The following is a 25,566-nucleotide window of genomic DNA, read 5'->3' on the forward strand; positions in this document are numbered from 1 at the left end:
GTGCGTCAGGCGTGCTGGTAGGCCACAAGGGAGATGCCCACGTAGTGGGCGATGAAGGCGGCCAGGGTCAGCGAGTGGAAGACCTCGTGGAAGCCGAAGTAGCGAGGGGACGGGTTCGGGCGCTTGATGCCGTAGATGACCCCGCCCGCGCTGTAGAGCAGTCCGCCGACGATCACCAGGACGAGGACGGCGATGCCGCCCGTACGCATGAAGTCGGGCAGGAAGAAGACGGCGGCCCAGCCCATCGCGATGTAGCAGGGCGTGTACAGCCAGCGCGGGGCGCCGACCCAGAAGACCCGGAAGGCGATCCCGGCGAGGGCCGCGGTCCAGATCGCCCACATGAGCGGCTTGGCCGTGGAGTCGGGGAGCAGCAGCAGGGTGAGCGGGGTGTAGGTGCCCGCGATGATCAGGAAGATGTTCGCGTGGTCGAGGCGCCGCAGGATCGCCTCGCCGCGCGGGCCCCAGGTGCCCCGGTGGTACAGCGCGCTGGTGCCGAAGAGCAGGCAGGCGGTGAGAGCGAAGATCCCGCAGGCGACGCGGGCCCGGGGAGAGCCGGAGAAGGCGACCAGGACGAGGCCGGCGACGATCACGGCGGGGAACATGCCCGCGTGCAGCCATCCTCTGAGCCTGGGCTTGACGGGGAGCTCGATCGGGGTGGCTTCCGGCGTGGCAGCAGTCATGACAACGAATCGTACCTACGCCCCCGTAGGTCCCGGATATGAGTGGCGATGCTCACGTGGGCGGCCCTCTGGACATATGGGCGGATCCGTCGGATGATCAAATGAGTGCGGTCGGCACCGGATGAGCAGCTACGAAGCATCCGGGTCGCGGCCCCCACGGGGCACACACCAAAAAACCCCTCTACAAGGAGCAATCGTGGCGCGCGAGAACGCGGCTCCCCAGACCCTTCCGACCCAGCACCAGGAGCTCGTCTCCTGGGTGAGCGAGATCGCCGAGATCACCCAGCCGGACGACATCGTCTGGTGCGACGGCTCCGAGGCCGAGTACGAGCGCCTCTGCGAGGAGCTCGTCGCCAGGGGTACCTTCACGAAGCTCGACCCGGCGCTGCGTCCGAACTCGTACTACGCCGCCTCCGACCCGACCGACGTCGCGCGCGTCGAGGACCGGACCTTCATCTGCTCCGAGAAGGAGGAGGACGCGGGCCCGACCAACCACTGGAAGGCCCCGGCCGAGATGAAGGAGCTCTTCGCGGGCTCCGACGGCATCTTCCGCGGCTCGATGCGTGGCCGCACCATGTACGTCGTGCCCTTCTGCATGGGCCCCGTCGGCTCCCCGCTCTCCGCCATCGGCGTCGAGATCACCGACTCCGCCTACGTCGCCGTCTCCATGCGCACCATGACCCGCATGGGACAGGCCGTCCTCGACGAGCTCGGCACCGACGGCTTCTTCGTCAAGGCCGTCCACACCCTCGGCGCCCCCCTGGAGGAGGGCCAGGAGGACGTGCCGTGGCCCTGCAACTCCACCAAGTACATCTCGCACTTCCCCGAGAGCCGCGAGATCTGGTCGTACGGCTCGGGCTACGGCGGCAACGCCCTGCTCGGCAAGAAGTGCTACGCGCTCCGCATCGCCTCCGTCATGGCCCGTGACGAGGGCTGGCTCGCCGAGCACATGCTCATCCTCAAGCTGACCCCGCCGGACGGCGACTCGAAGTACGTCGCCGCCGCGTTCCCGTCGGCCTGCGGCAAGACCAACCTGGCCATGCTGGAGCCCACGATCTCCGGCTGGACCGTCGAGACCATCGGCGACGACATCGCCTGGATGCGCTTCGGCGAGGACGGGCGTCTGTACGCGATCAACCCCGAGGCCGGCTTCTTCGGCGTCGCGCCCGGCACCGGCGAGCACACCAACGCCAACGCCATGAAGACCATGTGGGGCAACTCCGTCTTCACCAACGTCGCCCTCACCGACGACGGCGACGTGTGGTGGGAGGGGATGACCGAGACGGCCCCCGCGCACCTCACGGACTGGAAGGGCAACGACTGGACGCCCGCGTCCGAGACGCCCGCCGCCCACCCGAACGCCCGCTTCACCGTGCCGGCCGGGCAGTGCCCGATCATCGCGCCGGAGTGGGAGGACCCGAAGGGCGTGCCGATCTCGGCGATCCTCTTCGGCGGCCGCCGCGCCTCCGCCGTCCCGCTGGTCACCGAGTCCTTCGACTGGAACCACGGCGTCTTCCTCGGCGCGAACGTCGCCTCCGAGAAGACCGCCGCCGCCGAGGGCAAGGTCGGCGAGCTGCGCCGCGACCCCTTCGCCATGCTGCCGTTCTGCGGCTACAACATGGGCGACTACATGGCCCACTGGGTCAAGGTGGGCGCGACCGCCGACGCGGCCAAGCTGCCGAAGATCTACTACGTGAACTGGTTCCGCAAGAACGAGGCCGGCAAGTTCGTCTGGCCCGGCTTCGGCGAGAACAGCCGCGTCCTGAAGTGGATCGTCGAGCGCCTGGAGGGCAAGGCCGAGGGCGTCGAGACCCCGATCGGCATCCTGCCGACCCCGGAGTCCCTCGACACCGACGGCCTCGACCTGCCGGCCGAGGACCTGGAGTTCCTCCTCAAGGTCGACCGTGACGTGTGGCGCGAAGAGGCCGCCCTCGTCCCCGACCACCTCAACACCTTCGGCGACCACACGCCGAAGGAGCTGTGGGACGAGTACCGCGCGCTCGTGGAGCGCCTCGGCTAGTCCCCCCGAAGACTCGTGGTGGGTTGCCCCGAAACACCGCCCTGACCAGTGGGGTCACGACGGCCCACCACGACGCAACCGGCCCCCGGCGCTCCCTCAGGCTCCGGGGGCCGGCGCATGTCCGCGTCCGGGGTCAGAGGATGACCTGACCGGCCTCGACGGTGGCTATGGCGCGGCGGCAGGCGTCCGTGAAGCCGCGGAAGCGCGCGTTGTCCCAGGTCTCGAGCCGGCCGCTCTTCCAGTCGAAGTCCGTCACCTGGGGGCCGAAGAGGGACCTGCGCATGTCCTCGGTGATCTCCAGCTGGGCGCCGGTTCCGGTCGCCGTCCGGTTGCAGATGTTGGTGGTGATGCCTCCGGCGTAGTTCCTGAGGTTCTCCGCGTACTCGGGGGCGAAAGCGTCGACCGCCGGGAAGCCGGCCTGGTTCAGCTCCGTCACGAGGGCCGCGCGGAAGACAGTGTTCAGACCGCCGACGACGACGAGCTTGGGGTCGGCGACCGAGGGCCAGACCAACTTCTCCGGCATGGCCAACTGGCTGTACTGGCAGCCGTGCAGACTCAGCACGTTGAGGTGGCTCGCGGCGATGCCCCGGGCCACGTGGTCGTCGCAGTTCACCGAACTGACGTGCAGCTCCCTGTTGTCGGCCGAGCGCATGCCCTCGAACATCCAGTAGTCGTGCAGGCCTTGGGTGACGAGCGGCGTCAGAACGTCCGCCGGGTCGTAGCCCGCGATCGCCAGGCACAGTTCGGAGGTGCCCCGCTCGATCTGGCCGCCGTGGATGGCCATGACCGCCGTCTTCGGCGGCGCGGACGGCTTGCTCAGGTATCTGTCGAGCTGCTCGTGGCGCTTGTACCGGCGACCGTAGTCCGTGCCCTCGGTGACCGGGTGCTCCGTGCTGGTGTAGAGCTCGGTGTTGCTGTCGTAGAGGTCGTTCTCGGTGCCGGCGTAGGCCGGTGCCGAGGCCGCGAGTTGGCCGAGGAACGGGGCGGCGACGGTGGCGGCGGCCAGGCCGGTCAGGACGGTGCGGCGGGATGTGCGGCGATCGGAGAATGTCATGTACGGAACGTAGTCGATCAGTCGCCGCGGCCTTCCACGTATTCCGTGTGGATGTGCTGACGGATCGCCTCCGCCTCCCGGAGGGCGGCGGCGATCGACGTCGCCTCCTCGTGGAGCGCGGCCAGCTGCCGTTCGAGGTGGCTCTCCGGCGCCTCGGCGCCCCCGGTGAACCGCGACCACCACCGCGTCCGTACGAACGTGTCGACGGCCTCCGGGATGTCCAGACGGACCGCGCGGGCCAGGACGTGGAGGTGCTCCGGGTCGCTCACCCAGCCCGGTTCGAGGAGGGCCTCCACCAGGGTGCCGAGTGCGGTGAGGCGCTCGCGCGGGGCGGAAGGCAGCTCCACCTCGGCCAGGTACGCGCGCAGCTTGGTGAAGTCGGCCCGCAGGGCGCCCAGTTGCTCGTCGGCGCTCGGGAAGTGCGGGCTGTCCGGGCGCTCCGGCGGGGCGAGCAGCGCGCCCGCCCCGTACAGGCCCGCGACCACCAGGGGCCACAGGGCGCCCGCCGCGCCGGTGAGGGCGATGCCCACACCGGCCAGACCGCAGGCGCTCCCGACGAGGTTCTTGCGGGACTCGGCGTACCGCAGCAGCGGGTTACTGGTAGCCACGGATCTCCTCGAAGGCGCCGTCGAGCGACCCCTTGGTGGCGTCGAAGAGCTGCCCGCCGGTCAGGCTCGCGATGTGGTCGAGCTCGCCCCGGTCGGAGTCCCCGAAGAGGATCGGGAAGACCGGGGTGCGCTTCTGCTCGGCGGGCAGCGAGCGGTAGAAGGCGTCGAAGGCGGTGGCCGGGTCGCCGTCGGTGTTCTCCCCGTCCGTCATGAGGACGATCGAGGTGAACGTGTCGCCTGGCGCCCTGCCGAGGAAGCGGTACGCCTCCTGGACGCTGGAGTAGATCGCGGTGCCGCCCGATGCCGAGAGCTTCTGCGCGTCGGACCTGATCGCGTCGAGCGTCTTCTGCGGTGCGGCCGGGTCGACCGTGTGGGTACGGACCTCGCTCTCCTTCACCGCCGAGCCGAAGGGCATCAGGGTGACCTCCTCCCGGTCCCGGAAGTCACCGGTCAGCTCGGCGAGGGCGGCCTTGAGCCGTTCGAGCCGCTCGCCGTTCATGGAACCCGAGGTGTCGAGCACGTAGACCGTGCGGGAGGGCCTGCGCAGGGTGTTGTCGTACGCGTCGAGCAGCCCGTCCGCCACGGCCCGGCTGCCCGGGAACGGCAGCTCGCGCCGCAGGTCGCGGGCGAGCGCGGACGCCGGGCGGACACCCGGGACCACCGGGCGGCGGAGCGTCGCCCCGGTGATCCGCTCCTGGACCTCGGGGGAGCGGAGGTACTCGGTGAGCCGGCGCGCCGCGTCCTTCGCCTCGGGGCGGGCGGAGGTGAGCACGCTGAGCGGGTAGTCGGCGGTGACCACCCCGTCGGTCGGCCGGATCACGGTCAGTTCGCCGGACTGGAACGAGGACAGCAGCACCGACTCGTAGTTGACGAGCGCGTCGACGTCGTCGCGACGGCCGTACGCGGCGGCCAGCCAGCCGGAGGAGCCCGACGTCAGCTTCTGGCCGGTGAAGAACTCCTTGAGCTTCGGAGTGGCCCGGCGGACGTCCGCCCCGGTCAGCGCGGACTGCGCGCCGGAGAGCCCAGAGGCCACCGAGACGAGGGCGGAGAAGCCCGAGTTGGAGCGCTTCGGGTCCGTCATGCCGTAGCTGAGCTCGCCGTCGGCGACGGCCCGGTGCAGCTGCGACCAGGTGACCTTCGCCGGGTCCCAGCCGAGCCTGGCGACGGTGGCGGGCCGTACCCCGAGCGCGACCGGCGAGGTCATGATCGGCGTCTCGGCGGTGATCCGGCGTGCGGTGTCCGGGTCGAGCCGGAGGTAGTCGTTGGAGGAGAGCCAGACCGCGTCGTACTCCTTGTCGGCCCTGCCCGAGGCGATCTGCTCGACGGCGTCGAGGGTGCCGACGTAGGTGGGGCGGACCTGGATGCCGGTCGTCCGCGTGGCCGTGTCGAGGACGGGCTCCATGTCGGTGAGTTCGGAGGAGGCGAGGACGCGGAGGACACCGGGGACGATCTTCACGCCGTCGCCGTTGCCGTCGGGGCCGGTGCGGTCGGTGTCGCAGGAGCTTCCGGTGGCCGTCACGAGCAGGGCGAGGGCGAGCGCGGTGAACGTCCGCCTCGGGAAGCGGGTGCGGGGCCTGAGGTGGGGGGAGGTCGTCATGCGGGAGTGCCACCCTCCAGGGCGCTCGTGCGGCGGCTGCGGTCCAAGTGGGCGCTCGCCTGCTGCAGTTCGGCCGTCAGGGACTCGACGGTCGCCGCCATCGACTCCGTGGCCCGCGCCTTGTACGTGTCGATGGCGTCGAGCGTTCGGTAGATCTGCTGGAACGCGGTGCGGAGCGTCTCGGCGCCCACGGCCGGGTCCGCCGCGATCCGCTGGATCTCGCCGGCCTGGGTGGACAGCATCTCGGCGTTGCCGCGGATCAGGTCCTCGGTCGTCGAGCGCAGCACGTTCACCTGCTCGGTGACCTTCCGCTGGTTCTCGAGCGCGGAGGCGAGCATCACCGCGATCCGCAGCGCCGACAGGGTCGTCGTCGCCGCCCGGTCCACTCCCTTGATCAGCTCGTCGTTGTTCCGCCGGACCACGTCCATCGCCAGGTAGCCCTGGGCGCAGACGGCGAGCTGGGTCAGCAGGTCCTGGTGCTTCTGCCGGACGGGAAAGAGGAGGTCGGCGCGGAGCGCGTCCGCCTGGACCGGGTCGGACGCGAGGGCGACGCGCTCCTCCACGGCCGCGTCGAGGGCGTCGGTGAGCACCGCGTACTCCTGGAGCTTGCCCATGGTCTCCCACAGCCGGGCCCGCTCCGTCAGCAGCGCGGCGTTGTCGCGCCGCAGTTCGTCCTGGCCGCTGCGGAGCGAGCCGACGATCCGGTTCAGGGTGGCCTGCGAGGAGGCGTACTTGGCGACGTGGTCGCGCAGCCTGTTGCCGCCGGGGAGTTTCGAGAGCAGTCCCTTGAGGCCCTTGGCGGGGGCGTCGCGGGGGTCCAGGTCCTCGACGGTGCGCCGGAGTTCGACGAGGGAGGAACCGACGCGGGACTGGGCGTCGCCGCCGGAGGCACCGGAGCCGCCGGAGCCTCCCGGGCCTCCTGAGCCGAGCGAGCGGATCGTGCGGTCGAGCATGCGGTTCGACTGCTGGGCGGCGGCGCGCATCTCGCCCGCGCCGAGCGCCGCGATCTCGCCGACGCGGGCCGCGAACTCGGGGGAGCGCGGGTCGAGTCCGGAGAGCGAGCCCACGTACTCGACGGCCCGGCGGGACATCTCCGTACAGGTGGCCTCGTCCATCGGCACCAGACCTGCGGCCTGTTCGGCGCGGACCGCGGGAACGGGCTCGGGCGGGGTGAGGACGAGCGGGGTGTCGTGCTCCGGCGGTGTCAGGGCCATCGTCCTTCTCGGGTCCTGGGGCGTGGTCATGCGGTGTCCCCCTGGTCGCGGGCCCGCGAGGCCATCTCGCGCAGCACCTTGCCGGTGGGCACGGGTGCCTGGCGGACTCCGCTCAGCGTCTGGTTGAGGTAGGCGGCGTGCTGGTCGGTCGCGGTGGTGAACTCGTTCGCCGCGCCCTGCGGGCGGAAGCCGTGGCGGACCACGAGCCTGCGCAACTCCGGGTCCGTGGAGAGGAGTTCGCCGAGTGCCCGGCCGTTCGCGGTGATCGGTACGAGGGTGTGGTCGCTGTTGACCGTGGTGTCCGGGTAGAGGACGACGAGGTCCCCCATCGGGCGGCCGGCCAGAAGCTGTGCGGCGACCTGCGACTCGTACACCAGGACGAGCGGATTGCCGACGCCGCTGACGAAGTCCCGGAAGGGGGCGTCCGAGCCGGACTGCTGGGCGCCCTGCACCTGGATGAGCTTGCGCAGGAGCGGGGCCGTGCGGGTGACGGCTGCCTTGTCGTTCGCGACGCGTCCGCCGTCGGCGACGTAGCTCGCGGCGGCGAGGTAGAGGGCGCCGGAGTTGGAGGCGAGCGGGTCGGTGGAGGTGATGAAGAGGGTGCCGCTCAGCTCGGCGTGCCCGGCGGAGCCCTTGAGCTGCTGCCAGGTCCGGTCGGCGCGGGCCGCCGCGAGGTAGGCGTCCATCTTCAGGGTGCCGCTCGTGCCGCGCGGGCCGAGGGTCGCCAGGCCGTTCCCGGCGAGGACCCGGGCGGCGGCGCTGTGGGCGACGACGACGAGCGGCGAGTAGAAGGGCCGCAGGGGGGCGGTCGTCGCCGTGTCCGCGCCCTGCTTCTGGCCCTTCGCGCGGAGCTGGTCGGCCGGCCCTTTGGAGGATGGGAAGGCGAAGTCGTAGCCTTCGAGGGGCAGTTCCTCCATGTCCCAGGACCCGGAGGTCTCGGTGCCCACGGTGAAGCCCTTCGCGGCCAGGGCCTTCACCACCTGCGGGTCGGCGAAGAACTCCGCCTTCTCCGACCCGATGACTCCTCGCACGGTCTTCGTTGCCGTGCCCGTGTCCTTGTCGCCGCCCGTCACGAGGACGGCGGCCACGCCGCCGAGGAGAAGGACGGCCAGGACGATTCCCAGGATGCGTCTCACGCGGGCAGCGTGCTCGCGGAAACCCACATTCCAGGGGGAGTTGGGTGTACGGGGTGTGAAGGAGCGATCCCGGTACCGAACCGGAGGAGGACGTACCGTGAAGCCCCGCGGACTCGCAGGGGTGGGTGGCGCCCGGTCCGCGCGGTTCGTGGCGCGCGGACCGGGGCCGTCAGGGGGTGCCGGCCGCGGCCAGGGTGGCTTCGCCGGCCAGTGCCGCGGTGTGCGCGTCCATGCGCCCGGCGGCGAGGATCGCGGCGGCCGTGTCGGGCCGGGAGGCGGCGACGAGCAGGGCGCGGCCCGCGAGGGCGTGCGCCTTGTGGTGCAGGTCCCGCGAGGGCGAGCCGCTCAGGCCCGCGTGGCGCGCGGGCGGCGTGCCGCGCAGCCGCGCCACCTGGCGGGCGATCTGCTCGCCGGCCTCCGTGTCGCCGAGTTCGTCGGTGACGGCGAGGAGGGCGGACAGGTGTCCGGCGAGCTGGATGTCCAGCTCCTCCTCGCGGGAGCGGTGCGGGTACGCGTCGTGGGCGTCGTCGGTCATCCGGTGGACCGACTTGGGGCGGATCGGTTCGTACATGGGATGGCCTCCTCAGCGTTCTGGAGCCATCCTAGCTTAGATTCCGTCTAAAGTTGAGTGAAGTCCGGGTGGGGTGGGACGGGCGCGTGGGCCGGGCGCGCGCCTCAGGGCTGGCTGTAGCCGTCCAGGAAGCGCCCGATCCGGGTCACCGCGTCCGCCAGGTCCGCCGCCGCCGGCAGCGTGACGATCCGGAAGTGGTCCGGCTCGCGCCAGTTGAAGCCCGTCCCGTGCACCACCATGATCTTCTCGGCCCGCAGCAGGTCCAGGACCATCTGCCGGTCGTCCTTGATCTTGTAGACGTTCGGGTCGAGACGCGGGAAGAGGTACAGCGCGCCCTTCGGCTTCACGCACGTCACGCCCGGGATCTGGGTCAGCAGCTCGTATGCCGTGTCCCGCTGCTCCAGGAGCCGCCCGCCCGGCAGCACCAGGTCCTCGATCGACTGCCGGCCCTGCAGCGCGGCGGCCACCGCGTGCTGCGCCGGCATGTTCGCGCAGAGGCGCATGTTGGCGAGGATCGTCAGGCCCTCGATGTACGAGGACGCGTGGTGCTTCGGGCCGCAGACCGCGAGCCAGCCCGAGCGGAACCCGGCCACCCGGTAGTTCTTGCTCATCCCGTTGAAGGTGAGGCAGAGGAGGTCGGGGGCGACGGCGGCGGTCGGGGTGTGCGTGGCGCCGTCGTAGAGGATCTTGTCGTAGATCTCGTCCGAGCAGACCACGAGGTTGTGCCGCCGGGCGATCTCCGTCAGGGAGCGGAGCATCTCGTCGTCGTAGACCGCGCCGGTCGGGTTGTTCGGGTTGATGATCACGATCGCCTTGGTGCGGTCGGTGATCTTCCGCTCGATGTCGGCGAGGTCCGGCATCCAGTCGGCCTGCTCGTCGCAGCGGTAGTGCACGGCCGTACCGCCCGCGAGCGAGACCGACGCGGTCCACAGCGGGTAGTCCGGGGCCGGGACGAGGACCTCGTCGCCGTCGTCGAGCAGCGCCTGCATCGACATCTGGATCAGCTCCGAGACGCCGTTGCCGAGGTAGATGTCCTCGACGGAGAGCGGGATGCCCTTGGTCTCGTAGTGGCTCATCACCGCGCGGCGGGCCGAGAGCAGCCCCTTCGCGTCGCCGTAGCCGTGCGCCTCGGAGAGGTTCCGCAGCACGTCCTCGAGGATGGCGGGCGGGCACTCGAAGCCGAAGGCGGCCGGGTTTCCGGTGTTGAGCTTGAGGATGCGATGACCCGCGGCCTCAAGCCGCATCGCCTCTTCGAGCACCGGACCCCGGATTTCGTAACAGACGTTGGCGAGCTTCGTGGACTGGATCACCTGCATGACGAGAGCTTACGGCGGGGTGGGCCGGGACGCCTCGTGTTTTGGGACACGTCGGACACGGAGGACGGTCGCGGCGCAGGTCGGGGGTGGGGGAGGCGCTCGAATCGCGGAGCGGCCGGGCGGGGCCGGACGGGGTCTACGGGCGGGCCGGGCGGGGGCCGGGCAGGCCGGCAGGCAGGAGCGGGCGGGGGCCGGGCAGGCCGGCAGGCAGGAGCGGGCGGGCCGTCGGGCGGGACCCGGTGTGACCCGTGTCGCACCAGGTGTGTCGTGATCCCTACAATCCGGGCTCATGAGCCACCACGTCTCCGGAGCCGCCGCACCCCCGCCCGGCCGCCGCCGTCACGCCCCCGCACGCCGCGGCCGGGCGGGCGTCTGGCTGCTCGCCGCGGGCGGCGTCGCGGTCCTCGGCATCGGCGCCGCGCTGCTCGCCGGAGGCGGCGACGGCGGCGGGGCGGGCTCGCCCGACGGCGGCGCGAACGACGGGCCGCCCGCACTGATCCAGGCGGACCCGACCGGCGGCCCCGGCGCCTCCGGCTCCCCGGAGCCCACCGGGGCCGACGGGCGGGAGACCGGCGGGGACGGGGCCGGCGGTACGGACCCCTCCGCCTCGCCGACGGCGTCGGAGCCGGGCGCGTCGACCGAGCCGTCCGGGGCCGGAGACGGTACGACCGACCCCGCGGCCGTACCGACGGGAGAGGCCTCCGCCGACGGCGACCAGGAGGACAAGCCGGGGCGGGGCCGGGGACAGACCAAGCGGCCGAGGTAGGAGGACGTAGCTGGGCCCCGAGTCGCACCGGGAGCCCGAGGCCGGTCCGGGACCTCAGGCGCCGGGGCGGCCGGCGGAATAGGGGTCCCCGGCCCGCCGGGATAGGTTGGCCCGTCATGTGGGTTCTGAGTGCTTCCGGATGCCGGTGGCTGGGTGCGGCCGGTGCTCTCGGCGTCGCCGTGGGCGGCTGGGCCGCCGGGACGCTGCCGGTACGCGGCGGCTGGGGGCTGTGGGAGCCGCGCGGCTCCGCGCTCACCCTGGCCGGCGCCGTCCTCGCGTACCTCGGCCTGACCCTGCTCGTCGCCGCCTGGTGGCGCTACGGCGTCCTCCTCGCCCGGGGCGCGCGGGACGGCGTGCTCGCCACCCTCGCCTGCTGGACCGCGCCGCTGCTCCTCGCCCCGCCCCTGTACAGCGCGGACGTCTACAGCTACATCGCGCAGGGCGCCATGGTCCTCGAAGGGCACGACGTGTACGGCGGCGGGCCCTCGCTCCTCGGCCCCGACCAGCTCGGGGCGGACGCGGCGGCGAGCGTCGGCGGCAACTGGACCGACACCCCCGCGCCGTACGGACCCGTCTTCCTGCTCCTCGCCGCCGCGGTGGTCGAGGTGACCGGCGGGGCCGTCGTGCCCGCCGTCCTCGGGATGCGGCTGATCGCCCTGGCCGCGCTCGCCCTCGTCGTCTGGGCCGTACGCGGACTCGGCGGCGGTCCCGGCGGCCGTGCGGGCGCGGTCTGGCTGGCCGCCCTCAATCCGCTCCTCCTGATCCACGTCGTCGGGGGCATGCACAACGACGGCCTGATGATCGGCCTCGTGCTCGGCGGCGTGCTCCTCGCCACGCGCGGGCGGTGGGTGCTCGGCTGTGTCCTCGTCGGCTTCGCGATGATGATCAAGTCGCCGGCGGCGGTCGCGCTGCTCTTCATCGGCGTGATGATCGCGCGCGGGGACGGCGGCGTACGGGGCCTGGCCAAGGGCCTCGTGCTTCCGGGGGCCGTCGCGGGCGCGGTGGCGGCGGCGGCGACGGTGCTGGCCGGGACCGGGTTCGGGTGGCTGCGTACCCAGAGCGTCGCCGGTTCGATCCACACCGCGCTGTCGGTGACCAGCGATCTCGGCCTCGGACTCGGGCTGCTCGTCGGGGACGACCCCGACCCCGTGAAGGGCCTCGTGCAGAAGCTCGGCCTGCTCGTCGCCCTCGCCCTCATCGCGTGGCTCGCGTGGCGGTCGTGGAAGGGAGCCCTCGACCCGGTCCTCGGACTCGGCCTCTCGCTGGTGGCGCTCGTCGCCCTGTCGCCGATGGTGCAGCCCTGGTACCTGCTGTGGGGGACGGCCGTCGTCGCGGCGGTCGCCTGGCGGGGGCGGGCCGGACAGGTCCTCGCCGTGCTCTCGGCGGCCCTCGTCTACGAGACGGCACCCTCGGGGCACACCCCCTGGTACGGCTTCGTCCTCGCGGGCGTCGTCCTGGCCCTCGGTCTCGTATGGCTCCGGCGGGACCCGTGGCCCGCCGCCGTGCCGGCCACCGAGCGCCTGTCGCCGGACGGCACCGCACGGGTCTCCTGAGAGCCGATAGCCTCCGGCGCATGACGCGTGCCTGGATCCTGCCCGTTCTGTTGCTGCTCTGCGGTGCGCTCGTCGCGGCCGGCCGGGCCGCCGGAGGGAGCCCCGGCACGGCCCTGGGCCTCCTGCTGCTGTTCGTGCTGCTCGCCGCCGCCACCTCGCCCCTGGTCTTCCCGAGGTCGACCGGGGCGGCGGAGGCCCGCCGTCGCGCGGAGGCCGACGGCCGTCCGATCGTCTACTGGCGGCCGGGCTGCGTGTTCTGCCTCCGCCTCCGCCTGCGTCTCGGCGTCCGCGCACGCCGGGCGCACTGGGTCGACATCTGGCGCGACCCGGAGGCGGCGGCGGTGGTACGCGCGGCCACCGGCGGCGACGAGACCGTGCCCACCGTCGTCGTGTCCGGCCGCGCCCACGTCAACCCGGACCCGGCCTGGGTGCGCGAGCAGCTCGCCCGCTAGCCGATCCGTCCCGGTCCATCCCGAGGGGGCGGTGGTCACTGCGGTTCGCGGGCTGCTTCCACTGCCTCCCGGACGTCCGGGTCCGGGTCGTCGGCGAGGCCGTCAAGGAGTTCGGTGACCCCTGGCGTGGACCAACGGGCGACCGCCCACACCAGGTCCTCCCGCACGCCGGGGTCGGGGTGGGCGGCGAGGCGGCCCAACCGGGCGAGCGGGCCGCGCCGACGCATCCCGAACCAGTGCAGTGCCTCCCGCAGCGCGGCGGGGTCCTCGGGGTCACCGGCTTCGACCCGGGCGAGCAGCACCTTCGCGGGTGGCGGCGGACCGTCCAGCGGATGCGGCAACCGCTCGCGCAGGCGACGCGCCCCGTACCCGCCGCGCACGCGGCACCCGAAACAGGTGCAGGGGCGCACACCGTGCGCGTCCGGCAGGTACCGCCAGCCCGTCACCTGCGGCGCGGTGCGGACCCGGTGCACCTCGCGCGGCCGGATCGCCCGGGGGACGAACACCTCCCACCCGCGCGGGTCCTCCAGGGCCGCGATCCGCCGCACCGCCTCTGCCGCGGAGACGGCGGCCTGCGCATCCCGCGCCCGGTCGGTATAGCGTCCGACCAGCACGTCCTGGGCGTCGTCGAGCCGCACGTGGACCGCCACGAGCCCGCCCCGGCTGCCGAAACGGGCCAGCTCGCGCAGCCATTGGTGGGTGAGGGTGTACGACGGCAGGACCGGGAAGCAGTAGACCCCCCGCGCGCCGCCCTGTCCGCGGCCGGCCGCCCGGATCCCAGACCGCCGGATGCGCGGCGCGTTCGCCGCCGAGGTCAAGTGCACGAACATCGCCATGACATGGGATGTTAGGTGGCCCGTTCCACGGCATCGCCCGGGCGTATGGCAAGGGCACGTCGGATGTCAGTACCGGATGGCACCGTTCGGGCATGAGCAGCGCATCTTTCGACTGGTACGAGTTCCTGGGACGGTGGCAGGACGAGTGGGTTCCGCGCGCGGACGCGGACGAGGACCCGGAGGAGGACCCGGACGCGGGGATCCCCGCCGGTCCCGGCAGGCCGGGGGCCGACGAGGCGGCCATCGCCGCGGCCGAGGAGCGGCTCGGGCGGCGGCTTCCGCCCTCGTACCGGGAGTTCCTGGCCGCGAGCGATGGGTGGCACGTCGACCAGACGGCCGCGATCCACCGGCTCGGGGGCGCCGCGGACATCGACTGGTTCCGGGATCCGTTCGACATGACCTCGCTGTACGAGCAGGGTCTGGGCGACGACCCCCGCGAGGAGGACGTCCTGTTGGCCGGCATGTGGCGGCGGGCACTGCGGCTTGAGACCGACTCCGACATGTCGCACGCCCTGCTCGACCCGGGCGACAGCGACGAGGACGGCGAGTGGGCGCTCTACGTGTACAAGGGCTGGAGCGGTGAAATGCCCGACCGCTACGCCTCGTTCCGCGCGTACATGGAGGCCATGTACCGCCGCTTCCACGCCGACCGGGCGGCGCAGACCGACTTCGTGAACGCGACCACGCTCGCCCAGGACGCCCACGTGGACGAGGCGCGCCTCCTTGCCCTGCGCGGACGGTACGAGGAGGCCTTGCCGCTCCTTGAGGAGGCGTTCTCCTTCGGGAGGCCGCGCAGCGCCGTCCTGCTGAGCCAGCTCAGGCAGCTGCTCGCTCCGGGCGGCTCCCAGGGCTACGGCCACCTGGTGGCGGACCCGCTGTACCAGCCGGAGATCCTGCCCCTGGAGGCCGTGGCGCAGGCGAACGGCCGGGGGTGGTCGGGCGGGGACGAGCAGTGGCTGCGGATGATGGTCGCCCGGGGGGTCGCCCCGGAGACCGCCGGGGCCGTGCTGGGCGGCATGCGGGACGGCACCCACCGGTACGCGCCCGCCGGTCCGTGGGGCCGGGCCGTCGCCGAGGCCCGGGAGGCGGCCCGCTGGGGCGCGACCGATGCCGCGTGGCACGTGCTGCGGGACGCGCTGCCGCTGTGGGAGGCGCCCGGACCCCTGATGGTCGTCCCGCTCGGTCTGCTCGCCGACCCCGTCCTGGGGCCGCTGATCACTCCGGAGCGCGGGCGGGAGATCCTCGCGACACCGCGGGCCGGGGAGACGGGACCCGCTCCCGAGCCGGTTCCCGATCTGGATCCGCCGGGCCTCGCCTGGCTGGCGGGGCCGTTCAGGTACGGGCAGCCGCTCGACGGCTACCGCTGCGTCTGGGTCGAGGGGGCCGACCCCGCCGGCCTGCCCGCCCTGATCGGCGAGGAGGGCGCCGAACTGAGCGCGCCCGTCGATCTGTCGAGGTCTTTCCGGCGGGCGCCCCAGCCGCACGAGCGGGAGGGCGTGGAACTCTGGGAGGACCGGGCCGTCGTCGCCGTCGGCCGTACGGCTGAAGGGTGGGCCTTCGCCTTCGACGGGCCCTCCCACCGCCACCTGCACGGCCTGTTCCTGTCCCCGGCCGCGGCCGCCTCCACGTCCGGCCGCGCGGTGGTGGTGTGGTGCGACCCGAGGCGCCCGTCCCCGGACGATCCGACGGCCTTCCACGTGTCGGTGGCCGAACACGGCCAGGAGCTCTACGCCTTCACCGTGCGGGGTACGGAGATCCAGCGCTCCGGCGCGATACCCGAGGCCCTGGATCCCGCACGGCTGTTCCGCCCGCAGGACACCGGTCCCGACAACGAACGGCGGGCACTGGAGGCCCTGCACACCGAACTCGGTCTCTCGCTGCCCCGCTTCGCGCTGACCCGGGGCAGGCTCCGTACCCTCACCACACGGTCCTGGGCCCGGGCACCCCGCACGGGCGAGAGCTTCGCCTACGCCAGATTCGTGCTGCACCGCCCTGGGGGAAAGCTTTAGCGCCCGACCGGTGTGCGGCGGATCGTGCGGCCCGCGAGGGTGTCCGTCCGCCGGCCGTCCTCGATCACGAACCTGCCGTCGACCAGGACGTGCGGGATGCCCACCGGCAAGGCGCGCGGTGCGGTGTACGTCGCGCCCGACGCCACCGTCTCCGGGTCGAAGAGGACCAGGTCCGCCACGAAGCCCTCGCGGATCCGGCCCCGGTCCGGGAGGCGGAGGCGGGCCGCCGGGCGGGAGGTGAGGTGGGCGACGCACTCCTCCAGGGAGAGGACGCCGAGCTCGCGCACGTACCGCCCGAGGTACTCGGGAAACGTGCCGTACGCGCGCGGGTGCGGCTTCAGGCCCCGCAGGATGCCGTCCGAGCCGCCCGTGTGCACCCTGTGCCGCATGATCGCCCGGACGTTCTCCTCGTGGCCCACGTGCTGCAGGATCGTCGTCCCGAGGCGGTCGTCGAGCAGGAGCCGGCGGGCCGTCGCCCAGCCGTCCAGGCGGCGGCCCGTGAAGCCGGCGAGGCCGGGGCCCGTCACGCCCGCGATCTCGATCGTGTTCCAGTCCACCGGCACGCCGTGGCAGCCGTCGGAGCCGGTGACTTCGAGGTGGTGGCGGATCCGCTCGGCCGTCTCCTCGTCCCGCAGCCGCGCGAGCACCGCCTCCGGGCCGCCCTCGCTCGCCCAGCCGGGAAGCAGGGCCACCAGGGTCGTACAGCCGGGGGTGTACGGGTACGTGTCCAGGCTGATGTCCGCACCCGCGTCGAGGGCCCCGTCCAGGAGGGCGAGGAGCTCGGAGGCCCTGCCCTCGTTCACGCCGAAGTTCATCGTGGCGTGGGTGAGGTGGAGCGCGCAGCCCGCGTCGCGGGTGAGCCGCACCATCGCCTCGTACGCCTCAAGGGCTCCCGCCCCGTACGAGCGGTGGTGCGGGCAGTAGTAGCCGCCGTACTCGGCCACCACCCGGCACAGTTCGGTGAGTTCGGCATCGGGCGCGTACATCCCCGGCGTGTACGTCAGGCCGGACGACATGCCGACCGCCCCCTGCTCAAGGCCCTCGGCGACGAGCCGCCGCATCCGGTCGAGCTCCGCCCCGGTGGCGGCGCGGTCCTCCCAGCCGACGGCCAGCATCCGCACCGTGCCCTGGGGGACCAGGTACGCGGCGTTCACGGCGATGCCCCGGCCGCCGTGCGCGCGGTCCAGACGGTCCAGGTACTCGCCGACCGACCGCCAGTCGAAGTCGACGTCCTCGCCGTACCCGTTCCAGCCGGTGATCGCCGTGCGCACCTGCGAGAGCGTGCGGTCGTCGACCGGCGCGTACGACAGGCCGTCCTGGCCCAGGACCTCCAGGGTCACGCCCTGCGCGGCCTTCGCGCTGTGGTCCGGGTCGCGGAGCAGCGCGAGGTCGCTGTGGGCGTGCATGTCGATGAAACCGGGGGAGAGCACGAGGCCCTCCGCGTCCAGGACACGGCGGCCCGTCGGGCGCTGGCAGCCGGCCGCCGCGCCCTCCTGCACGATCGCGGCGATCCGGCCGCCGGCGACCGCCACGTCGGCCCGGTAGGACGGGCCGCCGGTGCCGTCGACGACCTCGGCGTCGCGGATGACCAGATCCATGGCTGCCTCCCCGGCTTCCGTGAGATGTCAGAAGAACGTGCGGATGTGGTCGACCACCGTGCCGTCGGCCTCGACGAGCGGGATCAGCTGCCACTTGTCGAAGGACGTGCAGGGGTGCGAGAGCCCCATGCCGACCCAGTCGCCGACCTCCAGGTCCGCCCCCGGCGCGGTGGCGAGCCAGGCGTGCTGGTCGGAGAGGCCCGAGACGGTGACGCCCTCCGCCGCGCGGATCTCGCCCGTACGGGCGTCGCGGACCACCTGCGCCTCCGGGAGGTGCAGGTCGTGAGCGGCGTCGCGCTTGCCCGCGTTGGTGAAGGCCTGCTCGGCGGACGGCCGGGAGACGACCTGCGACCACAGCCGGAACGCGGGTTGCAACGCGCCCTCCTCGGGGATCCGGTTGAAGGGGGTCCTCTCGCGGTACTGGCCGTCGTCGTGCGAGACGTACGCGCCGGAGCGCAGCAACTTCAGGACGGGCAGCGACAGTCCGGGGATCTCCTCGAAGACCTCGGCGACCGCGTCGAACCACTCGCTGCCGCCCGCGCTCACCACGATCTCGCCGACCGAGGGGTCGAAGCGGCCGGCCTTGTCGAAGTCCGCCGCGAGCCCCACGAGCCGGTGCAGCCACTCCCGTACGCGCTCGGCGTCGGCACCCGGCATCGTGCCCTCGTACCCCGCCACGCCGACGAGCCGCAGCGTGGCGACGCCCCCGACCGCGTCGGCGACGGCCGCGCACTCCGCCTCGGTCCGTGCGCCCGTGCGCCCGTTCGCGCCGGCGGCCAGCTCCACGACGACGTCCACGGGGCGGGCCGCGCCCGCCGCGCGCAGGGCCTCGTCCATCAGCTCGACGCCGCGCACGGAGTCGACGTAACAGAGGAAGCGGAAGTCCGGGTCGGCGTCGAGTTCGGCGGCGAGCCAGCGCAGGGCGGCGGCGTCGACGAGCTCGTTGGCGAGGAAGATCCGCGCGATGCCGTGGGCCCGGTAGACGCGCGCCTGATGGGGCACGGCGGCGGTGATGCCCCACGCGCCGTGCTCCAGCTGCCGGTCGAAGAGCTGGGGGGCCATCGAGGTCTTGCCGTGCGGGGCGAACGCGAGCCCGTGCCGTTCGGCGTAGGTCTCCAGGAGACGCAGATTGTGCTCGACGGACTCGGCGGAGAGGGCGAGGACGGGGGTGGTGTAGCCGCCGGTGAAGAGGTTGCGCCGCTGGGCCGAGAGCTCGCCGACGGTCAGGCCCTCGGCGTCCGGGGGCAGTCCCTTGAAGCGGTGGTCGACGCGCTCGTCGGCCAGGTCAGGCGTCTCGTCCGCCGGATCGGGCGTCGCGTCGGCCGGGTCGGGCGTCTCGTTCGCCGGGTCGGGCATGAGGCCTCCTCGTCGTGGGCGCTGCAGGCGTTGCGGAATATGCAACGGTCATTGCGCATATTGCTCAGTGCTGTCTAACATCCGGGCCGAGGGCCGGTCAATGGACCCGTCCCGCAGCCCCGCAGCAGCCACAGGGAGCCGAGAGTGAGCGGACACGCGCCCCCGGACGTGGTGTGCGTCGGCGAGTCCATGGTCACCTTCCTTCCCGTCCGGCCGGGCCGCCTCGCCGACGTCCCCGCCTTCACCCGCGCGATCGGCGGCGCCGAGTCCAACGTCGCCTGCGCGCTCGCCGCCGCGGGACACCGCGTGAAGTGGGTCGGTCGCGTCGGCCGGGACGGGTTCGGCGACCACCTGGTGGAGACGATCGGCGCGTACGGCGTCGACGTCCGGGCCGTGGACCGCGACCCGGACCGGCCGACCGGGGTCTACTTCCGTACGGCCGACGACAGGGCCACCGGCGCCCACGAGGTCGCCTACTACCGGACGGGGTCGGCCGCCTCTGCCATGTCGCCCGCCACCGTCCCCTACGACTCCGTCGCCGACGCGCGGATCCTGCACCTCACCGGGATCACGGCCGCCCTGTCGGCGGACTGTCTCGCGGTGCTCCGGGACCTCACCGCGCCGCGGCCCGGCCGCCCGCTCGTCTCGTTCGACGTCAACCACCGGCCCGGGCTGTGGCGGGACGGAGCCGGGGCGGCCGCTGACGTGCTGCTCGAACTGGCGCGGCGGGCGGATCTCGTCTTCGTCGGCGCGGACGAGGCGGAGACGCTGTGGGGAGTGGGTGAGCCGGGGGCGATCCGGGCGGTGCTGCGGGAGCCCGCGGTGCTCGTGGTGAAGCGGGGTGGCGAGGGGGCGGTCGTGTTCGAGCGCTGCGCGGCCTCCTTCCCCACCCCGCCCCTTCCCGAACCGGGGGCTCTGCCCCCGGACCCCCGCGCCTCGAACTCCCCCCACGCCCTTGCGGACGCGGGGGGACCCCCGGGCGGGGCTGAGTTCTCCGTCCCCGCCCCCCGCGTCGACGTCGTCGCCCCCGTCGGCGCGGGCGACGCCTTCGCCGCCGGGTTCCTCTCCGCCACCCTCCGCGGACTCGACACGCGGACCCGGCTCCGCCACGGCCACCTCATGGCCGCCGCCGCCCTCACCGTCCCCGCCGACCTGGCCACGCCTCCCCGCCGCGCCCACGCCGACCGGCTGGCCGCGCTCGACGAGGCCGCCTGGGGCACACTTCACCTCGGCCCCGGCTGGACCGGGGACGACCAGGAGGTACGTACGCCATGAGCCAGACCGTCGACCGGGCGCTCAGCATCCTGCCGCTGCTCGCCCAGGGCCCCGCCGACCTCGGCCAGGTCGCCGAGCGGCTCGGTGTCCACAAGTCCACGGCCCTGCGCCTGCTGCGCACCCTCCACGAGCACGGGCTCGTCCACCGGCAGCAGGACCAGCGCTACCGCCTCGGCGCCCGGCTCTTCGCCCTCGCGCAGGAGGCCGTCGAGAACCTCGACATCCGCGAGATCGCCCATCCCTACCTCACGGCCCTCAACGAGCGCATCGGGCACACCGTCCACCTCGCCGTGTACGAGGAGGGCGAGGTCGTCTACATCGACAAGGTCGAGAGCCGCTACCCGGTCCGCATGTACTCCCGCATCGGCAAGCCCGTCGCGATCACCGTCGCCGCCGTCGCCAAGCTGCTCCTCGCCGACCTGCCGGAGCCGGAGCGCCGAGCCGTCGCCGTGAAGCTCGACTACCCCCCGTACACGTCCCGTTCGACCCCGAACGCCGCCGCCTTCCTCAAGGAGCTGGCGACCGTACGCGAACAGGGCTGGGCCACCGACCTGGGCGGCCACGAGGAGTCCATCAACTGCGTCGGCGCCCCCATCCGCGGCGCCGACGGGCGCGTCGTCGCCGCCATGTCGGTCTCGGCGCCCAACGTGGTCGTCACCGCCGAGGAACTCCTCTCCCTCCTCCCGCAGGTGCGCGGCACCGCGGACGCCATCAGCCGCGAGTACTCCGGCGAAGCCCCGACGAAGGAAGCCAGCGCATGACCCTCGAGAAGATCGCCCTCACCCCTCCCACGCACACCACCCCGCCCGCGAAGTTCTCGCACGGTGTGAGGAAGGGCAACATCCTCCAGGTCGCCGGCCAGGTCGGCTTCCTGCCGGCCGTCGAAGGACAGCCCCCGACGGTCGCGGGCCCGAGCCTGCGCGAACAGACCCTCCAGACCTTCGCCAACGTCAAGGCGATCCTGGAGGAGGGCGGCGCGAGCTGGGACGACGTCATGATGACGCGCGTCTACCTCACCGACGTGGACCACTTCGCCGAGATGAACGAGATCTACAACCAGTACTTCGAGGAGCAGGGCCTCAAGGCCCCGGCCTCCGCCCGTACGACCGTGTACGTCGGCCTGCCGGCCGGCCTCCTCATCGAGATCGACGCGCTCGCGGTCCTCGGCTGAGACCCGTGGCAGGGCGCCCCGGCGGTGGACCGCCGGGGCGCCCTGTCACGTACGTGCCGTCAGGCCGTGCAGTACTGGGCCTGCTTGCCGATCGAGCGGTACATGCAATCCGCGTTCTCCAGGAGCTGGAGGACCGCGTCGCGGTTGCGGCTCGTCTCGCGCTCGATGACCTCGTCGGGCGGGTAGAAGCCGCCGCCCGAGGACGACGCCGGGTACATCTCGAACGTGTAGCCGAAGATCCGGTGCACGCCCCAGAGGTAGTCGTCGATCGAGCCGTCCGTGATGTACAGGTCGCTGGACTGCTCGGGCGTGTAGCCGTTGCTCGCGGCCATCTTCCCGCCGACGGTCGCGAAGGCGTCCCGGTCGTCCTGCGTCATGCCCGGCGCGGTGTTCGCCGTGGTGTAGCCGAAGGGCCAGAGCACCAGCTCGCTGTACGTGTGGAAGTCGATGGCCGCGGTGATCTGCTGCTTCCCGCCGACCACCCGGCCGCGCACGAAGTCGGAGACGACCTTCACCTCGGGGGCCGACTCGGGGGCCGTGCCCCGGTAGGTCTCCGAGCTCTTGGAGCCGGAGGAGCCGCCGCAGCAGCCCCACTTGTAGTTCCAGTTCCGGTTCATGTCGGTGCCGATGTACGAGGAACCGGAGTTGGGCTGCCGGTTCTTGCGCCAGCTGCGGTACGAGCCGGAGGCGATGTCGTACTCGCCGCCGTCCGGGTTGAGGTCCGGGATGATCCAGATCTCGCGGCCGTTCACGGCGTTGGTGACCCTGGAGTCCGTGCCGTAGCCCGCGCCGAGTTCGCGCAGGAGGTAGAGCGCCATCTCGACGGTGAGGTGCTCGCGGGCGTGCTGGTGGTGGGTGAAGAGGACCTCGGGCTCGCTCTCGTCGGTGGCGACGTTGTCGCTGATCTTGATGGCGACGATGTCCCGGCCCTGGTACGACTTCCCGATCACCTGCTTGCGCATGATGGACGGGTAGGCGGCGAGGCGCTGGTCGATCTCCGTGTTCATCTCCGCGTAGTTGTGGTACCTCGCGTCGGCGGAGGGGAAGTCGAGCGCACCGAGGCCGTGGTCGTGGGCGTCGCCCTCGGCCGTGCGGTTCGGCGGGCCGGGCAGGGCGACCGGCTTGTAGCCGAGCGCCTTGAGGTTCTTCAGCTGCTCGGTGTTGGCGCTGACGACGACCGAGCGTGCGTCGACCTCGTCGATCGAGACGCCGGTGGCCGTGAGCGCGCTGCGGGCGGCCGGGGTGGAAGGTCCGGCGACCTCGTACTGCCGGATCACCTCCTCGGCGCCGGCGGCGATGCGGGCGGCGGTCGTCGCCGGGTCGGCCCCGGCGGGTGTGGTGAGGGCGGAGAGGGGCGCCGCGAGGGCGAGCGCCACGAGGGCCGCGAGGGTGGCGGACCTTCTGGCGCGGGTGGGACGTCGCATGTCGTCTCCTGGGTGGGGAGTGTGGGGGTGTGCGACAAACTCGTGCGGGTGTCCGCGGCACATGGTGGGGCCATGTCATGGACCGGTCAAGATGACAGTTCGGCCATGCTGTCCCCGTGGGGACCCTCATCGGCAGATACGTCATCGAACACAAGTTAGGCGGAGGCGGTATGGGCACCGTCTATCTGTCGCGATCGCGTGGCGGGCGTGCCGTCGCCGTCAAAGTGGCGCGGCCGGAACTCGCCGCCGACCCCTCCTTCCGCGCCCGCTTCCGCGCCGAGGTCGCCGCCGCCCGGCAGGTCGGCGGCTTCCACACCGCGCAGGTCGTCGACGCCGACCCCGACGCCGAGGCGCCCTGGCCCGCCACCGCCTGCATCCCCGGCCCCACCCTCTCGGCGCTCGTCACCGCCCAGGGCCCGATGGGCGAGGAGCGGCTCCGCTCGCTCGCGGCCGCGCTCGCCGAAGCCCTGGAAGCCATCCACGCCTGCGGGCTGGTCCACCGCGACCTCAAGCCCGGCAACATCGTCATGGCCCCGGACGGGCCGCGCGTCCTCGACTTCGGCATCGCCCGCGCGGTCGAGTCGACCCGGCTCACCGCCACCGGCACGGCCTTCGGCACCCCCGGCCACCTCGCCCCCGAACAGGCCCTCGGCGAGGAGGTCACGGGCGCCGCCGACGCCTTCGCCCTGGGCGCCGTACTCGTCGCCGCGGCGGGCGGGCGCCCCTTCGGCGACGGTACGCCGAGGGGTGTGCCGTCGCCCGTACAGGATGCGGCTCCGGCGCCCGTACCGGATCTGGCACCGGCGCCCGTACGAGATGTGCCACCGCTGCCCGCTCTGCCCACCGTGCCGGCGGAGCCGCCCCCGCCCGCACCCGTGCTCGTCGCCGCCGACGGGGCCCGCGGAGTGATCGCCGATGCCGATGAGTCGTCACGCTGTACGACGGCTCGGCCTACGACTGAGAGGTCAACGGCCGCTCCGCCCTCGGTGGCGCCGCCGGGAGGAAGAGAGGCCGGCGGCGCCACCGTTTCGTGCTGACGTGCTGACGTGCTGACGTGCGGTTACGGCAGGTTGTGGACGTGCGGGCCCACCGCGTTCGACCAGGCGTTGCCGGCCGTCGCGTCCCAGTTGGTCGACCAGGTCATCGCGCCGCGCAGCGACGGCCAGGTCTGGGCCGGCTTGAAGGTGCCGCAGCCGGTGCCCCTGGTGAGGCAGTCGAGCGCGTTCTTCACGATCTGCGGGTCGACGTAGCCGCTGCCCGCGCCACGGGTGGAGGCGGGCACGCCCAGGCCGACCTGGGACGGGGCGAGGCCGCCCTGAAGCTGGATGCAGGCGAGCGCGGTGAGGAAGTCCACCGAGCCCTGGCTGTACACCTTGCCGTCGCAGCCCAGCATCGAACCGCTGTTGTAGTACTGCATGTTGACCACCGTGAGGATGTCCTTCACGGCGAGCGCGGTCTTGAAGTACTCCGTGCCGGTGTTCTGCATGTCGATGGTCTGCGGGGCCATCGTCAGGACCATGGTGGAGCCCGCCTTGGCGGAGAGCTGGCGGAGCGCCTTGGTCAGGTAGGTGGAGTTGATGCCGTGCTCGAGGTCGATGTCGACGCCGTTGAAGCCGTACTCCTGCATGAGGGCGTACGCGCTGTTCGCGAAGGCGGTCGCCGAGGCGTCACTGTTGATCGTGACGTTCCCCTTCTCGCCGCCGACCGAGATGATGACCGACTTGCCCGCGGCCTTCTTCGCGGCGATGTCGGCCTTGAAGTCGGCGACCGAGGCGTAGCCCACGGCCGGGTCGAGGTTGAAGACGATCTGGCCGGGCGTGGCCGTCGAGTCGGCGAAGGACACGGCGATGATGTCGTACTGCGACTGCACGTCCCGCAGCTTCTGGACCGTCGCGCCGTTGTCGAAGTTCTGCCAGTAGCCGGTGAGGGCGTGCTTGGGCACGGCAGGGCCGGGGCCCGGGTCGGTGACCTTGGCGGTCCGCGCCGTCACGGCGGTGGACTTCGCGGACTCGCCCGCGGAGTTCGTCGCGGCGACCTGGAACTGGTACGCGGTGTCGGCGGTGAGCCCGGTGACGGTCGTCGACGTGCCGCTCACGGTCTGCGGGTTTGCGCCGTCCCGGTACACCTTGTAGCCGGTGGCGCCGGAGACCGCGCCCCAGCTCAGGGCGACCGAGGACGAGGTGACCGTGCCGGCGGCCAGGCCGGCCGGGGTGGCGGGGACGACCGGATCGGGGTCCTGGCCGCCGCCGCCGTCGGGCCCGAAGACGCTGACGTCGTCGACGGAGTAGGGGGAGGTGCCGTACCAGCCGTGGGTGTAGATCTGGACGGAGGTCGTGCTCGCCCCGGTGGTGAAGGTCGTCGTGAGCTGCTTCCACGCGGCGCTGTCGGGCGTCCAGGTGGAGACGTCGGTGGTGCCGGTGCCGGTCGCGCCGAGGTAGGCGTACCCGCCCTGGACCCAGGCGCTCAGCGAGTACGTCGAGTTGGGCTTTACGGCCACGGTCTGTACGCACTTGGCGTTGTCGAGTCCTGCAGGGGTGGCCCTGAGGGCGCCGGCCCCGGTGCGGACGGGGGAGGAGACGGCGGCGCCGCTCCCGGCGGAACAGGACCAGTTGGCGAGGCCGCTCTCGAAGCCGGCGTTCTTGGCGACGTTGACGTCGGCCGCCTGCGCGGTGCCGGCTCCGCCGACGAGGACGAGCCCGGAGCCGACGGCGAGCGCGAGGGCTCCGCCGAGCCAGCGGCGTCCGGGCGCGGCGGCCTCACGGCGGGTGGTGGTGCGGTCCACGTGCATCCTCCGGTGGGGGAGTTGGGGATGTGGAGGTGCCGTACGTCGTCTTCGTCGTACGGAGGGGGCGTTACGGGGGTGCGGGGGGTGCGGGGAGTGCGGACGGTGGCCACCGTTGTCGCACAAGCTGGTCCAGACCAATCGCGTT

The 25,566-nt window shown here is 72.7% G+C and carries 21 protein-coding genes and 1 pseudogene; 9 read left to right on the plus strand and 13 right to left on the minus strand.

Translation table 11 applies throughout. From position 1 onward, the window contains the following. Positions 1-5: 5 nt before the first annotated feature. Positions 6-680 carry a hemolysin III family protein gene (locus ACIA8N_RS07085; protein ID WP_365781527.1) on the minus strand — a complete coding sequence of 225 codons (675 nt, stop codon included), beginning with the start codon at positions 678-680 and terminating at the stop codon, positions 6-8. A gap of 196 nt (positions 681-876) precedes the next feature. On the opposite strand from ACIA8N_RS07085, the gene ACIA8N_RS07090 reads away from it, so the two are divergent. Further along, entirely contained in the window at positions 877-2,700 is a 1,824-nt protein-coding gene (locus ACIA8N_RS07090; RefSeq protein ID WP_365781529.1) for a phosphoenolpyruvate carboxykinase (GTP), read from the plus strand. A gap of 133 nt (positions 2,701-2,833) precedes the next feature. On the opposite strand, the gene ACIA8N_RS07095 is transcribed toward ACIA8N_RS07090, so the two are convergent. The 7 genes from ACIA8N_RS07095 to ACIA8N_RS07125 all read right to left on the minus strand — a co-directional run bounded on the left by ACIA8N_RS07095 (position 2,834) and on the right by ACIA8N_RS07125 (position 10,196). Beyond that, on the minus strand, positions 2,834-3,754 hold the full coding sequence (locus ACIA8N_RS07095; protein WP_365781532.1) for a poly-gamma-glutamate hydrolase family protein: 921 nt from the start codon (positions 3,752-3,754) through the stop codon (positions 2,834-2,836). A 17-nt stretch (positions 3,755-3,771) separates the two neighbouring features. Next, positions 3,772-4,362, minus strand: coding sequence for a hypothetical protein (locus ACIA8N_RS07100; protein WP_365781534.1), 591 nt, complete (start codon positions 4,360-4,362; stop codon positions 3,772-3,774). Further along, positions 4,349-5,959 carry a VWA domain-containing protein gene (locus ACIA8N_RS07105; protein ID WP_365781536.1) on the minus strand — a complete coding sequence of 537 codons (1,611 nt, stop codon included), beginning with the start codon at positions 5,957-5,959 and terminating at the stop codon, positions 4,349-4,351. The genes ACIA8N_RS07100 and ACIA8N_RS07105 overlap by 14 nt, the downstream gene beginning before the upstream one ends. Next, positions 5,956-7,203 carry a toxic anion resistance protein gene (locus ACIA8N_RS07110; protein ID WP_365781538.1) on the minus strand — a complete coding sequence of 416 codons (1,248 nt, stop codon included), beginning with the start codon at positions 7,201-7,203 and terminating at the stop codon, positions 5,956-5,958. Before ACIA8N_RS07110 ends, ACIA8N_RS07105 begins: the two co-directional genes overlap by 4 nt. Then, positions 7,200-8,336: a hypothetical protein gene (locus ACIA8N_RS07115; protein ID WP_365781540.1), complete on the minus strand. Its 1,137-nt coding sequence runs from the start codon at positions 8,334-8,336 to the stop codon at positions 7,200-7,202. Before ACIA8N_RS07115 ends, ACIA8N_RS07110 begins: the two co-directional genes overlap by 4 nt. Positions 8,337-8,478: 142 nt before the next feature. Further along, positions 8,479-8,880 (minus strand): hypothetical protein, encoded by a 402-nt coding sequence (locus ACIA8N_RS07120; protein ID WP_365781542.1) that lies wholly within the window; start codon positions 8,878-8,880, stop codon positions 8,479-8,481. 104 nt (positions 8,881-8,984) lie between these two features. After that, positions 8,985-10,196, minus strand: a complete 1,212-nt coding sequence (locus tag ACIA8N_RS07125; RefSeq protein ID WP_030548793.1) for a pyridoxal phosphate-dependent aminotransferase — start codon at positions 10,194-10,196, stop codon at positions 8,985-8,987. Positions 10,197-10,485: 289 nt separating this feature from the next. Here ACIA8N_RS07125 and ACIA8N_RS07130 point away from each other — a divergent pair, with 289 nt between their 5' ends. From ACIA8N_RS07130 to ACIA8N_RS07140, 3 genes are all read left to right on the plus strand, one after another. Next, positions 10,486-10,962: a hypothetical protein gene (locus tag ACIA8N_RS07130; protein ID WP_365781544.1), complete on the plus strand. Its 477-nt coding sequence runs from the start codon at positions 10,486-10,488 to the stop codon at positions 10,960-10,962. 116 nt (positions 10,963-11,078) lie between these two features. Beyond that, positions 11,079-12,515 (plus strand): polyprenol phosphomannose-dependent alpha 1,6 mannosyltransferase MptB, encoded by a 1,437-nt coding sequence (gene mptB, locus ACIA8N_RS07135; protein WP_365781546.1) that lies wholly within the window; start codon positions 11,079-11,081, stop codon positions 12,513-12,515. Between the two features lie 20 nt (positions 12,516-12,535). Further along, positions 12,536-12,967, plus strand: a complete 432-nt coding sequence (locus ACIA8N_RS07140; protein WP_365781548.1) for a glutaredoxin domain-containing protein — start codon at positions 12,536-12,538, stop codon at positions 12,965-12,967. Positions 12,968-13,002: 35 nt separating this feature from the next. Here ACIA8N_RS07140 and ACIA8N_RS07145 read toward each other — a convergent pair whose 3' ends face one another. Next, complete coding sequence (locus ACIA8N_RS07145) at positions 13,003-13,803, minus strand: HEAT repeat domain-containing protein (protein WP_365781550.1); 801 nt, start codon at positions 13,801-13,803, stop codon at positions 13,003-13,005. Between the two features lie 92 nt (positions 13,804-13,895). On the opposite strand from ACIA8N_RS07145, the gene ACIA8N_RS07150 reads away from it, so the two are divergent. After that, positions 13,896-15,812, plus strand: coding sequence for an SMI1/KNR4 family protein (locus ACIA8N_RS07150; RefSeq protein WP_365781552.1), 1,917 nt, complete (start codon positions 13,896-13,898; stop codon positions 15,810-15,812). On the opposite strand, the gene ACIA8N_RS07155 is transcribed toward ACIA8N_RS07150, so the two are convergent. After that, positions 15,809-17,410 (minus strand): D-aminoacylase, encoded by a 1,602-nt coding sequence (locus tag ACIA8N_RS07155; protein WP_365781554.1) that lies wholly within the window; start codon positions 17,408-17,410, stop codon positions 15,809-15,811. The two genes, ACIA8N_RS07150 and ACIA8N_RS07155, sit on opposite strands and share 4 nt — an antisense overlap. A gap of 27 nt (positions 17,411-17,437) precedes the next feature. Then, positions 17,438-18,766 (minus strand): amino acid deaminase, encoded by a 1,329-nt coding sequence (locus ACIA8N_RS07160; RefSeq protein ID WP_365781556.1) that lies wholly within the window; start codon positions 18,764-18,766, stop codon positions 17,438-17,440. Positions 18,767-18,910: 144 nt separating this feature from the next. Here ACIA8N_RS07160 and ACIA8N_RS07165 point away from each other — a divergent pair, with 144 nt between their 5' ends. Genes ACIA8N_RS07165 through ACIA8N_RS07175 form a run of 3 tightly spaced genes read left to right on the plus strand, consistent with a single transcriptional unit; the run spans position 18,911 to position 21,212 of the window. Further along, positions 18,911-20,041 (plus strand): sugar kinase, encoded by a 1,131-nt coding sequence (locus ACIA8N_RS07165; protein WP_365781558.1) that lies wholly within the window; start codon positions 18,911-18,913, stop codon positions 20,039-20,041. Further along, entirely contained in the window at positions 20,038-20,802 is a 765-nt protein-coding gene (locus ACIA8N_RS07170) for an IclR family transcriptional regulator (protein WP_365781560.1), read from the plus strand. Before ACIA8N_RS07165 ends, ACIA8N_RS07170 begins: the two co-directional genes overlap by 4 nt. Then, the gene (locus tag ACIA8N_RS07175; RefSeq protein ID WP_365781562.1) at positions 20,799-21,212 is read left to right on the plus strand and encodes a RidA family protein; all 414 of its coding nucleotides are present in this window, start codon (positions 20,799-20,801) and stop codon (positions 21,210-21,212) included. The genes ACIA8N_RS07170 and ACIA8N_RS07175 overlap by 4 nt, the downstream gene beginning before the upstream one ends. A 59-nt stretch (positions 21,213-21,271) precedes the next feature. Here ACIA8N_RS07175 and ACIA8N_RS07180 read toward each other — a convergent pair whose 3' ends face one another. Further along, entirely contained in the window at positions 21,272-22,636 is a 1,365-nt protein-coding gene (locus tag ACIA8N_RS07180) for a M14 family metallopeptidase (protein WP_365781564.1), read from the minus strand. A 170-nt stretch (positions 22,637-22,806) separates the two neighbouring features. Here ACIA8N_RS07180 and ACIA8N_RS07185 point away from each other — a divergent pair. Further along, positions 22,807-23,634 (plus strand): annotated as a pseudogene (locus ACIA8N_RS07185) (serine/threonine-protein kinase); the annotation flags it as partial. Between the two features lie 62 nt (positions 23,635-23,696). On the opposite strand, the gene ACIA8N_RS07190 reads toward ACIA8N_RS07185, so the two are convergent. Beyond that, on the minus strand, positions 23,697-25,424 hold the full coding sequence (locus tag ACIA8N_RS07190) for a glycosyl hydrolase family 18 protein (protein ID WP_365781566.1): 1,728 nt from the start codon (positions 25,422-25,424) through the stop codon (positions 23,697-23,699). Positions 25,425-25,566: the final 142 nt, after the last annotated feature.

Origin of the sequence: Streptomyces sp. NPDC051822, from assembly GCF_044452745.1 — a bacterium.
Classification (GTDB): domain Bacteria; phylum Actinomycetota; class Actinomycetes; order Streptomycetales; family Streptomycetaceae; genus Streptomyces.